This is a genomic window from Chitinophaga sp. RAB17 (assembly GCF_052114225.1).
Classification (GTDB): domain Bacteria; phylum Bacteroidota; class Bacteroidia; order Chitinophagales; family Chitinophagaceae; genus Chitinophaga.
Window position 1 is genome coordinate 557,982 of record NZ_JBFREI010000004.1, and the last position, 13,627, is coordinate 571,608.

General features: G+C 44.6%; 12 protein-coding genes. 6 read left to right on the forward strand and 6 right to left on the reverse strand.

Annotation, left to right across the window (positions count from 1 at the left end):
- Nucleotides 1-37: 37 nt before the first annotated feature.
- A complete protein-coding gene (locus tag AB4Z08_RS17610) occupies nt 38-1,786 on the reverse strand; it encodes a hypothetical protein (protein WP_441575076.1) in 1,749 nt (582 codons plus the stop codon).
- 323 nt (nt 1,787-2,109) lie between these two features.
- On the opposite strand from AB4Z08_RS17610, the gene AB4Z08_RS17615 reads away from it, so the two are divergent.
- Nucleotides 2,110-2,271: a DUF1328 domain-containing protein gene (locus tag AB4Z08_RS17615; protein WP_441575077.1), complete on the forward strand. Its 162-nt coding sequence runs from the start codon at nt 2,110-2,112 to the stop codon at nt 2,269-2,271.
- A gap of 152 nt (nt 2,272-2,423) precedes the next feature.
- On the opposite strand, the gene AB4Z08_RS17620 is transcribed toward AB4Z08_RS17615, so the two are convergent.
- Complete coding sequence (locus tag AB4Z08_RS17620; RefSeq protein ID WP_441575078.1) at nt 2,424-3,182, reverse strand: DUF695 domain-containing protein; 759 nt, start codon at nt 3,180-3,182, stop codon at nt 2,424-2,426.
- Nucleotides 3,183-3,530: 348 nt separating this feature from the next.
- On the opposite strand from AB4Z08_RS17620, the gene AB4Z08_RS17625 reads away from it, so the two are divergent.
- Together AB4Z08_RS17625 and AB4Z08_RS17630 are read left to right on the forward strand one after the other, a co-directional pair.
- A complete protein-coding gene (locus AB4Z08_RS17625) occupies nt 3,531-6,020 on the forward strand; it encodes a TonB-dependent receptor domain-containing protein (RefSeq protein ID WP_441575079.1) in 2,490 nt (829 codons plus the stop codon).
- Nucleotides 6,021-6,050: 30 nt separating this feature from the next.
- A complete protein-coding gene (locus AB4Z08_RS17630) occupies nt 6,051-6,524 on the forward strand; it encodes an acyl-CoA thioesterase (RefSeq protein WP_441575080.1) in 474 nt (157 codons plus the stop codon).
- Between the two features lie 174 nt (nt 6,525-6,698).
- On the opposite strand, the gene AB4Z08_RS17635 is transcribed toward AB4Z08_RS17630, so the two are convergent.
- The 3 genes from AB4Z08_RS17635 to AB4Z08_RS17645 all read right to left on the reverse strand — a co-directional run bounded on the left by AB4Z08_RS17635 (nt 6,699) and on the right by AB4Z08_RS17645 (nt 9,127).
- The gene (locus tag AB4Z08_RS17635) at nt 6,699-8,471 is read right to left on the reverse strand and encodes an ABC transporter ATP-binding protein (protein WP_441575081.1); all 1,773 of its coding nucleotides are present in this window, start codon (nt 8,469-8,471) and stop codon (nt 6,699-6,701) included.
- A gap of 141 nt (nt 8,472-8,612) precedes the next feature.
- Nucleotides 8,613-8,855: a hypothetical protein gene (locus tag AB4Z08_RS17640; protein ID WP_441575082.1), complete on the reverse strand. Its 243-nt coding sequence runs from the start codon at nt 8,853-8,855 to the stop codon at nt 8,613-8,615.
- 74 nt (nt 8,856-8,929) lie between these two features.
- Nucleotides 8,930-9,127 carry a hypothetical protein gene (locus AB4Z08_RS17645; RefSeq protein ID WP_441575083.1) on the reverse strand — a complete coding sequence of 66 codons (198 nt, stop codon included), beginning with the start codon at nt 9,125-9,127 and terminating at the stop codon, nt 8,930-8,932.
- Nucleotides 9,128-9,259: 132 nt separating this feature from the next.
- Between AB4Z08_RS17645 and AB4Z08_RS17650 the strand changes: the two genes are divergently transcribed.
- The 3 genes from AB4Z08_RS17650 to nfi are packed head-to-tail and all read left to right on the forward strand — an operon-like array spanning nt 9,260 to nt 11,870.
- Nucleotides 9,260-9,925, forward strand: a complete 666-nt coding sequence (locus AB4Z08_RS17650; protein WP_441575084.1) for an MgtC/SapB family protein — start codon at nt 9,260-9,262, stop codon at nt 9,923-9,925.
- Nucleotides 9,926-9,947: 22 nt separating this feature from the next.
- Entirely contained in the window at nt 9,948-11,156 is a 1,209-nt protein-coding gene (locus AB4Z08_RS17655) for a DUF763 domain-containing protein (RefSeq protein WP_441575085.1), read from the forward strand.
- Between the two features lie 24 nt (nt 11,157-11,180).
- A complete protein-coding gene (gene nfi / locus AB4Z08_RS17660; protein WP_441575086.1) occupies nt 11,181-11,870 on the forward strand; it encodes a deoxyribonuclease V in 690 nt (229 codons plus the stop codon).
- Between the two features lies 1 nt (nt 11,871).
- Here nfi and AB4Z08_RS17665 read toward each other — a convergent pair whose 3' ends face one another.
- Complete coding sequence (locus AB4Z08_RS17665) at nt 11,872-13,500, reverse strand: hypothetical protein (protein ID WP_441575087.1); 1,629 nt, start codon at nt 13,498-13,500, stop codon at nt 11,872-11,874.
- Between the last annotated feature and the right edge of the window lie 127 nt (nt 13,501-13,627).

Below are 13,627 nucleotides of genomic sequence, written 5' to 3' on the forward strand. Positions count from 1 at the left end.
CCAACAATTTAGTACTATAAAAATACGGAAGTTTCGCTTACCGGAAATTCAGGACAGTAGGTGCCCGCAATGCAGAAACATCGAAACGGAAATCCACGATGGTGGTGATCTCCAGCATCAGTTTCTTCATAGGGTCCGGTGCATTTGGATAGTAGTAGCCGGATACTTTAATCGTATTCAGGGAGAGGTTTTCGTTACGTACCCTGAAACCACCCCCTATACCAAGATACATAGGATTTCTTAGCAGGTCATCATTGTTTTTGGTGAGTACAGACGCCTGCAGGGCCGTGAAGAAATTAAATTTGAAACCGAGTAATTTAAGCGGACTATAATACACCGTTTCTGAACCCAGGTTTAGTCGTTGGAAACCATTCAAGGTAGTGTTCTTGTAGCCCCATATGCCGTATTCCATGTTGATGTTAAGCGGCTTATTAAAGAAAGGATTAGGAGTACCCAGATAATCAACATTAAAAAACTGCCGGAAACGCGCTTTGCGGATATTGATCAAACGACTATAATACTCCAGTCTGGCATGTATAACAGCATCTTCTGTTGTGGACTTCAACCAATAGGTGCCCAATCCGATAGTGGTGTTAAAAAGCCCGTAATGCCTGGTGGTCCAGAATTTCTGTGCTTCCAAACCTGTATACAGCCGCCTGCGCCCCTTCCAGCTCTCCCAGCCACTGGTGCCGCTGATATTGTAGCCAAGAGGAATATCCTCCGTACGGCCAAAACCAAAGAAATAGTGTGCTTTGAAATAATCAATCCGGTATGCCTGCAACTCCAGGAGATAAAGGCGATGGTCGTTATAAAGTGGATCGTCTTTATACCTCAGCTGATCCGGCTTTCGCTGGAAAGATAAATTATAGTGCCTGGCCAGCACGGCGAAGTTGGGCTTACTGCCGATGGTGCCGTCATGTTTATAGTGATTAATGAAGTTATAACCGATCCAACCATCTATGACAGTGTAATTATAATCCCTGAAAATGCTGTCTCCTTCTGAAGGTATAGCTCCCCTGATATTGATAGACCAGTTTTTAGACATGGCGAAACCACCTACCAGCTTGGCTGCATTACGGTACAGAGGTCTGTTTAAATTAATAAACACGGCACCTTCAAAGGAATTGGTGTCCAGCTGGGCATAATTATTCAGGGTAGTGTACCCTACGGTCATATCGATGAAAGATCCCAGCAAGTTATATTTCGTATAGCGTACTTCGGTATTCCAGGTAGGAGAATAATCAGAACGCCATTGCATACCTACTTTAAGGCCCTGCCCTGCTCCGAACAGATCGTTGTTGGACACACTTGCCCGGATATCTTTTGCGCTGAACTGTGACAGGTCAACACCATATTCAAAGAGGTCTTTTGTTACGACTTCCACATCCAGGGAGTCTCCATCCATGTTTCGGATATATAAGCGGGCATCCTGGATAAAAGGTCTGTTACGCAGATAACGTTCATTATCTGCCATCTCAAAAGGATCCAGCATTTGATTCTCCCTGAAAAACAACGATTGCCTGATTACCCATTCTCTGGAGTCATAATGCAGGCGGTTGGCCAGGTGAATTAATTTCATGCTGGTGGAGAAAGTGGTATCATTGATGTTGCTGGGACCAAATACTTTTACCTTCCTATAGTAGATATTTCTGATCACTTTGCCCGCAAAGGGGGTAAAATATGCCTCACTTTTAATAATAGTACTGTCATTATCGTTGGAGCGTACGGGTTCATCCTGCCTGGTAATACGCTTAATAAGCGTTTGGCGGTACTCCTTGTTGCGCATGGAATCGCGGTATTCCCCGATTTTTCTAAACAGGCCACTACCTTTATGCGGGATAGTATCCCCTGAATGCGGGGACTGTAGTCCTTCTGCAGATACCAATGCAGGACAATGCAGGCTAATAAGCCAGCAGAAGACAGTTAGTGTAGGCCATATTTTAAAATAATTCATCAAGGCTAGCAGCAGGCAACAATTATATTGAAAAAAACTGGAATTGCAACTACTGCAAATATTGTTCTTGCGGAATGATAATTGTATAAAAAATTGAACGAATGACTTGTAAGAAAGTTACAGATACCAATTGTTCACCATAAAAGCATCTACTTATGTTACGCTGGGCACTCATCTTTTTTATCGTCGCCATCATTGCCGCCGTATTTGGGTTTGGTGGTATTGCARCAGGCGCGGCTTCTATTGCCAAGATTCTGTTCTTTATTTTCCTTGTGTTATTTGCAATTTCTTTACTGGCAGGGATGCTGAGAAAATAGTTTTAACAGCTGTTAGCAGTTAGCTTTTAGCTTTTAGCAAATGTTATGTTGGACATCGGCATATGATCCTCAACATAACATTTGCTAAAAGCCAAAAGCTACCTCATATATGCCGATGTTCGCTGCATTTCCTAAAAGCTAACTGCTAACAGCTATTTCATTATACTCGTTTCCCAGCCATCATATTCTGCATTTACCTGTTGTGCCAGTTCCCAAAGACTCATCACTACACTATCTATTGTTGCCTCGCTGGCTTTGTCCGGGCGGGAAATACATAGTTTATAGGGAAACTCCGGGTTATCTGTTTTATCTTCTCTGGCAAGTGTAAAACCATTTTCTTTAATATGTTCCCAGTAGGCGACCTTATCTTCCTCTGTTCTGAAATGAATCCAGTGTTCAATTGGACGTTCTTTTTCAGAAGCATCGCCGTGCTGCCGGAGCATACGTAAAACTTTCCTGTTTTGTATACGTTGAAATTCGTATACGTCGGGAAAGAGGAAATCGAAATATAATTCCCAGTTATTATCTTCCTTCACACCGTAATCATACCTGTAATCCGGGAAACTAATCATTGCATCTGCAATGAATTTATCATGCAGCAATGTAGTACCCGCATAAAAGTAAAAGTCACGTACACCATTGGAAAAAGTACGACCTACAAAATGCGCATCCAGCCTGGTTTGCAACTGCTCCACCAAACTGTCCTCAATTTCACCCATGATGGCAAATTCATCGTTCTGCGGGAATCCGTCCTCACGTGGATTGTTAAGATATACTGTTATATATATGGCATTCGGCTTTTCCTTTAATGGCGCAAATCGTCTCAGATCAAGGTCAAGGCCTATTACTGCTGGACTTTCTTCAATATGGCACGTATAAATATCCCAGTCCGGGCGGTAATCCTTATGCATATAAAAAAATTAAAATAACGCAACAGCTGGCTGTAAAGATACGTTGCTCTCCGTTACAACGGAAAAGATAAACTTGTATTGAACCCTTTTTTATCCACAAAATTTAGCGTATGCTTTACGTTGGCCTCCATACAATTACGCCGGATATAAGGAGGGCTTAACACTAATTAACATTTGGGGTATTTTTACCCAATCTTCCCGCAACCTGCTACCACAAAGAATCCTGCTCAATTCTGTAGTTGAAACAGCGGACTGTAAAGGGTTCCATTCAACCTTTCATCCCAAAAACGGGTATTTCCTCATTCATAAAAACTAATTTTACGGGGCTATAAATTGTTGGAAGCTATTATGAGAAAAATTGTATCGTTATTTACAGGCTGGCTATTGTTATGTTGTTTTACCGCTATGGCACAACAACCCGGAGGGAAGGCTGCCCCCACCAGCACTGGTGTTATTTATGGTAAACTCCTGGATGCACAAACCGGCAAACCTATTGAGTACGCATCTGTAGCATTGTTACGTCCGGATTCTTCCGTGCAAACAGGCATGCTCTCCAAAACAAACGGAGATTTCAGTTTCGAAAATATTGCCCTCAGCAAATATATCCTCAAGTTTAATTTTATCGGATATGAGACGATTTATAAAGTCGCTGTTCTTTCTGCCAAAACCGGCAGCATTGATATTGGCAATGTAAAGCTGAAAGCAAATGTAAAATCACTCGCTGCGGTAAATGTAGTAGGCGAAAGACCTGCCTTTACCATGGCGATAGATAAAAGGGTATTTAATGTAGATAAAAACCTGTCGAGCATTGGTGGTACTGCCACAGATGTATTAAAACAGGTGCCTTCTGTAAACGTGGACATTGACGGCAACGTCACCGTTCGCAATGGTACGCCTACTATCTTTATTGATGGCCGCCCATCTACCCTCACGCTGGATCAGATCCCTGCAGATGCTATTCAGAATATTGAAGTAGTGACGAATCCCTCAGCCAAATATGATGCAGAAGGCATGAGCGGCATTTTAAACATCGTGCTGAAAAAAAATAAAAAAGCAGGCATTAACGGTGTGATCAGCGCGGGCGCTACCTCCCTCGGCAGCACCAATGGTGGCATTGATTTCAACCTTCGCCAGGAGAAATTCAATTTCTTCCTCAACTACAATGTCCGCAACCGTAAATCACCGATGACCAGCCGCCTGTACAGAAAAAATATAGGCGCTGATACCACTACCTACACCGAACAACTGGAAGACGGTGACTTCTATCGCAAATTTCAGACTGGCCGTATAGGATTCGATTGGTTCATTGATAACCGCAATACCATTACAGTTTCAGAGAATATTACCGGCGGTAACTTTAATAAGTACAATGAGCAAACAGTGAATGAACTGGATGCCAAACAACAGAAAGTGCGTTATGGAACCGGTATCGACAATACATTAAACGGTTTCCGTAACTATACCACTCAGCTGGGATACAAACATACTTTTGCCAGAGAAGGTGAAGAACTGACCGCCGATTTCACTTATAACTATGCCACAGGCGACAATAGTTCTAACTATTCACTGACATATTTCGACTTGTCCGGCAAGCCGATCTATGACCCAAAGAAGCCGGAATTACGCAATGGCAGCGGCGAAGGAAAAACGACCTATCTTACCGCCCAGCTGGATTACGTGAGACCGCTGACGGAAAGATCCAAAATTGAAATGGGGCTGCGCAGCAACACCCGCAAGTTTGATAATTTCACGAATACCTACGGACAGAACTATCCTTCCGGTACATTCACCCTGGACTCTGCCCTCTCCAATAATTATCATTACCAGGAACAGATCAATGCGGGATATATAAGCTATACCGGCGCCAAAGATAATTTCGGCTACCAGGTGGGCTTAAGAGCAGAGCAGTCTAACTACGATGGTGAAACAAGACTGGGACAAAAATCTTCCTATAAGATCAGCTACCCGGTAAGCTTTTTCCCCAGCGTCTTCCTGTCACAGAAATTCAAGGGAGATAACGAAGTACAACTGAATTACAGCCGCCGTATACGCCGCCCCTGGTTCAGGGACCTGCTGCCTACGATCGACTATAGCGGCCAAAGCGCCAGCACCGGTAATCCGGATCTGAAGCCTGAATTCACCAATTCCTTTGAGTTGTCATACCTGAAAGATTTTGCGCATAAGCATAACCTGCTGGTATCTTTATACTATCGTAATACCACCAATGCCATCACAGATTTTTATGTAGATACCACCCTTAATCTGAACGGACAGGTACAACATGTATTGCTGCAGTATCCTATCAACGCCAGTACGAGGAATTCCTACGGAGCAGAATTTACCCTGAGAAGTCAGCTGACGAAGAGCTGGGATCTGACAACCAACATCAACCTCGCTCAGACAAAGATCGATGCCACCAGCAATGGTAACAACTTATCTAACCAGGGGATTACCTGGTTCGGTAAATTAAACAGCAACACTAAGCTGCCCTGGAACCTCACCTTTCAGGTCAGTGCGGAATATGAGTCCAAACAAATTATGCCACAGGGAGAAAGGGAGCCGAAATGGTCTGCAGATGCGGCGATCAAAAAAGATATGCTGAAAAACAAAGCCCTGTCTATTTCACTTGGCATCAGTGATATCTTCAATACTGACCGTAATCTTTCTTATACCACCACCTCTTTTTCAGAGCAGGAAAACTACCGTAAACGCCTTACCCGTGAGCTGAAACTGAATGCTACCTGGCGTTTCGGCAAAATGGACACCAACCTGTTTAAAAGGAAGAATAACAAGTCCAAAGAAAACAATGGTGAAATGGGCGGAGGTGATAATTTTTAATTCGTAATTTGTAGTCCGTAAACAACACTTATGGATTCTATTTATCACACTATCACCCTACGTTTCCTGGCCGAGCCATCAGACGTAAACTTCGGCGGAAAGGTACATGGAGGCTCTGTTATGAAGTGGATTGACCAGGCAGGTTATACCTGTGCGGCCAATTGGAGCGGACAGTATGCTGTTACAATTTATGTGGGAGGTATTCGTTTTTTTAAGCCTATTTCTATCGGAGACCTGGTAGAAATAAACGCTAAAATTATTTATACCGGCAACACCAGCATGCATATTTCCATTGATGTATTTGCCGGCAATCCGCGACAACAGCAAAAAACAAAGACGACCCATTGCGTGATGGTTTTTGCAGCCGTAGACGATACCGGTAAAACAGTGACAGTGCCTAAATGGATCCCACAAACCGCCAGTGAAATCAGCATGGAAGGCTATGCGAAAAAGCTAATGGATTTACGTAAAGATATTGATGAAGAAATGAAACCATATATGTGAGGAATAGCTGTTAGCGGTTAGCTTTTAGCTTTTAGCAAATGCAGCGGAAACAAGCGAAGATTATATTAATATCAATAGAAGAAGCCCTTCCGCATATTGGAAGGGCTTCTTCTATTAAAATATATCTTGGTCTCCGCTGCATTTGCTAAAAGCTAACAGCTAACGGCTAACAGCTTAACTCGCAAACTGCATATCGCTCAGTGTTCTGTACAATCCATCAAGTCCTATTAATTCGCTGTGGGTACCTTCTTCTACTATATGCCCTTTGTCCAGCACAATAATTTTATCGGCTTGTCTTACGGTGGCGAGTCTATGTGCGATGACGATAGAGGTGCGTCCTTCCATCAGTTTATCCAATGCATCCTGCACGAGTTTTTCAGATTCGGAGTCCAGTGCAGATGTAGCTTCGTCCAGGATCAGGATACGGGGATTCTTTAATACCGCTCTCGCTATGGCGATGCGTTGCCGCTGTCCACCGGAAAGCTGTATGCCTCTTTCACCTACTACTGTGTTTAGTCCTAACGGGAACCGCTGTATGAATTCCCAGGCATTGGCCTGTCTCGCTGCGGCTTCCATTTCTTCAAAGGTGGCGCCAGGTTTACCATAAGCAATGTTTTCAGCGATCGTACCGCCAAAAAGGAATACATCCTGCGGCACCACTGCCATTTGTGAACGCAGCTGTGATAAAGGGAAAGAAGTACTTTCTTTACCATCAAACAGGATGCTGCCGCTCACCGGATCGTACAGGCGTAACAGTAAGGATACAATGGTGCTTTTACCTGCACCACTAGGGCCTACCAATGCTACCTTCTGATCGGCATATACATCAAATGACACGTTATTCATGATGGAAAGATCCGGACGGGAAGGATAATGAAAAGAGATATTGCGGAAGCTGATCTGCCCATCCAATTGGTTTTCCCGTGCAATTTCTGTTACCGGTGTGATGGGTTCTGCCGGTTCATCAAGTATTTCCAATAAATGTTCTGTTGCCCCGATGCTCTTCTGCAGGTTGGTATATACCTCCGCCAGACCAGCAATGGAGCCGCCTATGAAAAGGGAATACAACACAAAAGATAACAGGGAGGAGGTGGGCATGCCGATGGCTACCCCTCTCCAGATCACCGCTACCAGCGCACCAAAAATACCCATGATGATAAAAGAAGAGAAAGCACCGCGATACTTACCACTTTTTATCCCAATAGTGGCGGCTTCATTGGTCCGCTGACGATAACGGGCTATTTCAAAAAATTCGTTGGCAAATGCTTTTACGTTCAGAATTCCCTGCAACGTTTCTTCCACCACTGTATTGGAAGCAGCTACCTTTTCCTGTACTTCTTTGGAAAAGCGGCGGATGAACTTTCCAAAAAATACGGCGCCTAACATCATTACCGGTAAAATGGCCAGCATAAAGGCGGTCAGCTGAGGAGAGGTAATCAGTAATATGACTACACCTCCGATGATGATAATCATTTGCCGGATAAATTCAGCCAGGGTAGTGGTGAATGTTTCCTGCAACAGCGAAATATCAGATGAGATGCGGCTGCTCAGCTCTCCCACCCTTCTTTCCAGGAAAAATTTCATGGGCAGCCGGATCAGGTGACTGTAAATGGTTTGGCGGAGTGTGGCCAGTGTTTTCTCTGTTACATTTACAAATAATACAATACGAAAAAAGGAGAAAATGGCTTGCCCGATCAGTACGGCAATCATCATGACGCCAGCCTTATTCATGCCATTAATCAGATGTGTATTACTGCCAGGATCTACCAGGTTGCCCAATAGTTTTGGGAAAGCTAGTCCGGCAAGGCTGGAAATAAAGAGAAAAAGCAAGCCCAGTGCGAATTCTGGCCAGTAGGGTTTAACATAACGGAACAGACGGAATGTTTTTTTCAGGGACGCCACTTTAATGGGCTTTTTGGGTGACGTGGATGTAAGGTCGTTTTGCATTTCGGATATAAGTCTTTGTTAATAGAGGTAGACGAAGTGTATCCAAATATATTGCAAAAAGCGGTATAAAATTTATAACGCCTCCGGTGTTTGTTTCTCTTTTTGCAGAAAAACAAACGCCGGAGGCGTCATGCTGCGAAATTAACGCCGCGGTCTGTTTTTGGAAGAATCCCCGGCACCTGTACCGAAACGGGAAGAATCTTCCCCGGGATTGATAGCCCCGGGTGGCGCTTGCGCTGCCGGAACCGTGTCTGGATTTATGAGGCCTGCTGTATCTTCTATAGTGACCGTTGAATCTGATGCCGGCTTATTACCGTTGCCGCATGCTGCGAGGAATAACACTACTACTCCGGCCAGCATGAACGTGTTCGTGACTTTTTTCATAATACCGTTGTTTAAGGGTGAAGTAAATCAGGTTCGTATAGTTAACAAAGTCACACCTTAAACAGGATCATTGATTATAATCGGGCGGTATCGGGCCTGGTCCTGGTAGTATCAACGGGAATCACGCTGGTGCTATCAACTTTAGGGATAGACACCGCAGCAGAATCAGCTTCCCTGCTGGCTTCCTTAGAGCCGCTACAGGCAAAAAGAAAAATGCTGAGCATTCCGGCTATACATAATACCACACAAGTCTTATAGAAAAAGGGTTCCATTATAAAATAAATTTATGGTTAGCAACTGTCGTCATAACACTCATCAGGACAAACAGTTTAAATGGCTGTCATTTTTTCTTACAGGAAAGAATTGTGCCAACGCGTACATTTGTAATAATATATTTTCACCGTATGAAGCATGTTTTGCAGGTCATAGAAGAAGATCAGATCCTGAAAGTGCTGATAGCACTGGTTATGGGAGCATTACTGGGGCTGGAAAGGGAATATAAACGCAAGGCCGCAGGAATGCGTACCATGACGCTGATATGTATGAGCAGTGCGGTATTTACCATACTTTCTGCAGAACTGGGATTCCCCAATTCTCCGGACCGTGTAGCCTCCAACATCCTTACAGGCGTTGGTTTCATCGGTGCAGGTGTAATTTTTAAAGGAGATTATACGATCGATGGTATTACCACTGCGGCTGCCATCTGGATTGCTGCCGCGATAGGGATGGCGGTTGGAATGAGCCAGTACTGGCTGGCCATAGCGGCGCTGGTGGGCTCACTCATCGTATTGATAACACTGGAAATACTGGAAAGAAAAATTGCGGAAATAAATGATAAGCGTCTCTACACACTTTACTTTTATGAAGAGAAATTTCCACACATGGATGTTGACAATATCCTACAGGGGTTCCATCTGAAGTATAGAAAACTGATGGTAGTCCGGAAAGAAAATATCATAGAAGTAAATTACGCAGTGCGGGGCCACCGCAGCAAAATGGAAAAGCTAGACGAGTTTTTGCTACAGAATGCAAATATCTTTCAGTACCAGGTGCAGGCGAATCCATTGTAACCATCTTCTTAATTAATTTGATATGCCATCATATGCAGATCTGCCTTTACACTATGGACAGGTACCACCCTGGCTGGCAAAGCGCATGAGCCTTTTGGGCGGCGCTATTGTAGAGGCCATTGTGACCGACTACGGTAAAGGGGAAGTGATAAAGCGGCTTAGCGATCCCTGTTGGTTTCAGGCCCTGGGTTGTGTGTTGGGCATGGACTGGCACTCTTCAGGAATAACCACCAGCGTAATGGGGGCTTTAAAGAAAGCCATTAATCCCCGCTCAGCCGAACTGGGTATTTATATCTGTGGAGGTAAAGGTCGCTACAGTAAACAAACACCGGCGGAACTGACTGCCATTGCGCATAAAACCGGCCTGCCGGGAGATCAGCTTGTATATAGCAGTAAGCTCACTGCCAAAGTAGACAATACCGCCATACAGGACGGCTTCCAGTTATACCTGCATTCTTTTATCCTCTCTGACGATGGCGAATGGGCAGTGGTACAACAGGGAATGAATGATGCGAGCAGTATGGCCAGGCGTTACCACTGGCATTCTTCTGCCTTTAAATCGTTTACCGAGGCTCCTCATACTTTTATTTACGGACGTAACCAGGGACAGATCCTGAACCTGACCGATCTGCAGGCCAACGCCACCAAATCAGGTATTCTCCAGCTGACAAAGGAAAAGCCCGTACACCTGTTGCCGGAGATACGCAACCTGTTGATGCCTTCTCACCACGATGTGAGAGCAGAAAATGTGAATCTGAAAAGACTGGGCAGTGTGCTGGCACTGGCACATGATACGAATCCAGCCGACTTTGAAGCCCTGCTGATGTTGGAAGGCGTAGGTCCGAGAACGTTACAGTCACTCACGCTGGTAAGTGAAGTAATACATGGCACGTCCTCCCGGTTTGAAGACCCGGCCCGGTTTTCGTTTGCCCATGGAGGTAAGGATGGTCATCCCTTCCCGGTGCCTACCAGGATTTACGATGAAACCATTCATACGCTCAAAGAAGCCCTGCATAAGGCCAAAATAGGTGAGTCCGATAAGAAGGATGCTATACGCAAACTGTCTGCCCTCTCCCAGCAAATAGAAAAGGACTTTGAGCCGAATACCAATTTTGATAAAGTCGTAGAACAGGAACGACAAGACTCCTGGCGATACGGCGGCAGAACTGTTTTTGGGAAGGCGGTAAAACCAGCCCCACCAAAGAACGGTGATCAGCTGAAGCTTTTCTGAATGGAATCATAAACAGCGGAATTCATGATCAACTATAATGAGCTAACGGTACCAGAAGCCACCCGTATTCAGCGGGAAATGCAATCCGAAATACAGATCGTTCCCTATCAGGGTCCGATAAATTACATAGCAGGTGCTGATATTTCGTTTAATAAATTCAGCACCACCGTATATGCGGGCATTGTATTACTAAAGTTTCCATCGCTTACACCCGTTGGCTATAGCCTCGTAAAAAAGGAAGTATTGTTTCCTTATGTACCTGGCTTCCTTGCTTTCCGGGAAGTGCCCGCCCTGCTGGATGCCTGGGAGCAGCTTCCTGTAAAACCAGATATTTTAGTAGTAGATGGTCATGGCATCGCGCATCCGCGGCGCATGGGCATTGCTACACATTTTGGTGTACTGACCAACCAGCCCACGATAGGCAGTGCCAAGAAAAAACTGTTTGGTAATTATGAAGAACCTGCACCGGAGAAAGGCAGCCATACGCCATTGACAGATAAACAGGGGCAAATATTGGGTCATGTACTGCGCAGCAAAAATAAGGTCAAACCAATTTTTATATCTCCGGGTCACCTGACAGATGTTGCTGGTAGCCTCGATATCTTACAGCAATGCATTCAAGGATACCGACTGCCGGAACCTACACGCCTGGCGCACAATGCGGTGAATCAATTCCGGCTGGGAGAAATTCCTGCAGGATGGAGTGAGCTATAATTTAGAATTTTATCCAAGCAATGTTTGCTTTCTTATCCAATCCTTTACGGGAAATCAATACTGTAGCATATACGCCGTTTTGTGCATTGTAGTCTGCTGCGCCCATCATACATGCATATCCTTTTGTTACTTCCGGAACGCCGAATAAAAATAGTCTTTCCATTTTTCCTTTATAAAAACGGTAACAAACGAAATTAGCGTCTGTAGCGAATTTCAACGGCTTACGGACTTTATCGGACCCACCGGTATCCAGGTATTGCAGGTAATCATTGAACAATACAAAAGAAACATCCGGGCGCGGAATATAATCATAGGAAAGCCAGGTGTTGGTATTGAGCGCTGCAATTTTGTTGCGGAACATCCATTCACTTTTAGTACGGCGCTGCAACTGGAAGGGCTCACAGATGCCTGTAATCACCTGGTATTTGGAAACAGCCATGGTGGTATTCTCTCTCCCGATAGTGTCCAGCAGGGCAATACCAATATCTCCCAGGTTAGTATGGAGTTTATTAATCTGCGAATTCCCCTGCTTAAAGAAAGAAAGATTTTCCATTAACAAAGTGCTGCTGCCATCTTCGTTTAGTAGTAACCGTTGTGGTGTTCCTTTATAGGGATCTTTATACCCCAGATTAAGTTCTACGTTGCGGGCCAGCTCCGGAAATGCCAGTTGTACATGCTTCTTCAACTTGCCGGTAGCCGCCTGAAAAGTATTCATGATGATACCGCTGCCACCTTCTTTTTGCTTAGCAGGTATATACAATACCATGCGTACCTGCCCGACTGCCGGCGCTGCCTGAATATAACCGCCTACATTACCTGCGCCGGCAGTATAATCCAGCACATGATGGGCGAAGGTGGCCGAGTCTGCCGACAACATGGAAAAGAGCACCCTGGGACCAGCATCCCCTTCCGCACGTTTAGCATTGAATGCTACCGTACCAAGGTATACCTGCGCTTTGCCCGCTACCGCCATACTGATATAACTGAAATAGCTATACGAAGTATCTGCTACGTAAAACCAACCTTTATTGATGATGTCATGTGTGGGTGAAAAATGCAGGATTTGTATGCGTTCATGAATGCTGTCATTTTTCTGAATAGCAGCCCCGGAAAATAACGCCACTGCGTAATAGTCACTGTTAGGATCTTTCTCTACATAAATATCATGCGATGCCAGGTTGTCTTCTACAAACACGCTGCGATGCTGAATAGACGGCAATTCCCCGAGCTTGTCTTCACGTACAAGTTTACCTGTTTCGCCATCCAGTACCAACCGGTATAACACCGGGTTATATTTTACCAGTTGTTGCAGGAAGATAACCGGCTGCCCGTTTATTTCATAAATACCATCTATTTCCGTGGACTCCAGATCGCTGCTGTTCCATTGCTGTGTGTGGAGTGTATCCGTTACTGTTAATTCATGCGCCGCATTATATACTGATACCGACAGCCCTTCTTTTTTTGAAAAATGCAGGTAGAAGGTATTACCATTCTTTAACTGCATCAGTTTATCCCAACCATCTCCCGGCTCCCCGAAATCGGGCCCTAATGTTACAACAGGTACCTGGGCAAATGCCAGGGTACTGAAGAGTAATGCCCCTAAAAGGACCGGCCATCTTAAATAACTCATCGCTTTATTGATTAATAATTTCAAATATATGAAATTATTTAAATCTTAAAGCATAGGAACGTTTGTGGCGGAATCCGGGTTAAAATCTTCAGGCAGCTGTAGCTGCCTGAAGATCACCTTATAAAAA

What these genes read in the sequence shown, in the direction of transcription:
- AB4Z08_RS17610 (WP_441575076.1), bottom strand. Translation starts at nt 1,786, where the DNA reads ATGCGCAACAAGGAGTACCGCCAAACGCTTATTAAGCGTATTACCAGG.
- AB4Z08_RS17620 (WP_441575078.1), bottom strand. Translation starts at nt 3,182, where the DNA reads ATGCATAAGGATTACCGCCCGGACTGGGATATTTATACGTGCCATATT.
- AB4Z08_RS17625 (WP_441575079.1), top strand. Translation starts at nt 3,531, where the DNA reads ATGAGAAAAATTGTATCGTTATTTACAGGCTGGCTATTGTTATGTTGT.
- AB4Z08_RS17630 (WP_441575080.1), top strand. Translation starts at nt 6,051, where the DNA reads ATGGATTCTATTTATCACACTATCACCCTACGTTTCCTGGCCGAGCCA.
- AB4Z08_RS17635 (WP_441575081.1), bottom strand. Translation starts at nt 8,471, where the DNA reads ATGCAAAACGACCTTACATCCACGTCACCCAAAAAGCCCATTAAAGTG.
- AB4Z08_RS17640 (WP_441575082.1), bottom strand. Translation starts at nt 8,855, where the DNA reads ATGAAAAAAGTCACGAACACGTTCATGCTGGCCGGAGTAGTAGTGTTA.
- AB4Z08_RS17645 (WP_441575083.1), bottom strand. Translation starts at nt 9,127, where the DNA reads ATGGAACCCTTTTTCTATAAGACTTGTGTGGTATTATGTATAGCCGGA.
- AB4Z08_RS17650 (WP_441575084.1), top strand. Translation starts at nt 9,260, where the DNA reads ATGAAGCATGTTTTGCAGGTCATAGAAGAAGATCAGATCCTGAAAGTG.
- AB4Z08_RS17655 (WP_441575085.1), top strand. Translation starts at nt 9,948, where the DNA reads ATGCCATCATATGCAGATCTGCCTTTACACTATGGACAGGTACCACCC.
- nfi (WP_441575086.1), top strand. Translation starts at nt 11,181, where the DNA reads ATGATCAACTATAATGAGCTAACGGTACCAGAAGCCACCCGTATTCAG.
- AB4Z08_RS17665 (WP_441575087.1), bottom strand. Translation starts at nt 13,500, where the DNA reads ATGAGTTATTTAAGATGGCCGGTCCTTTTAGGGGCATTACTCTTCAGT.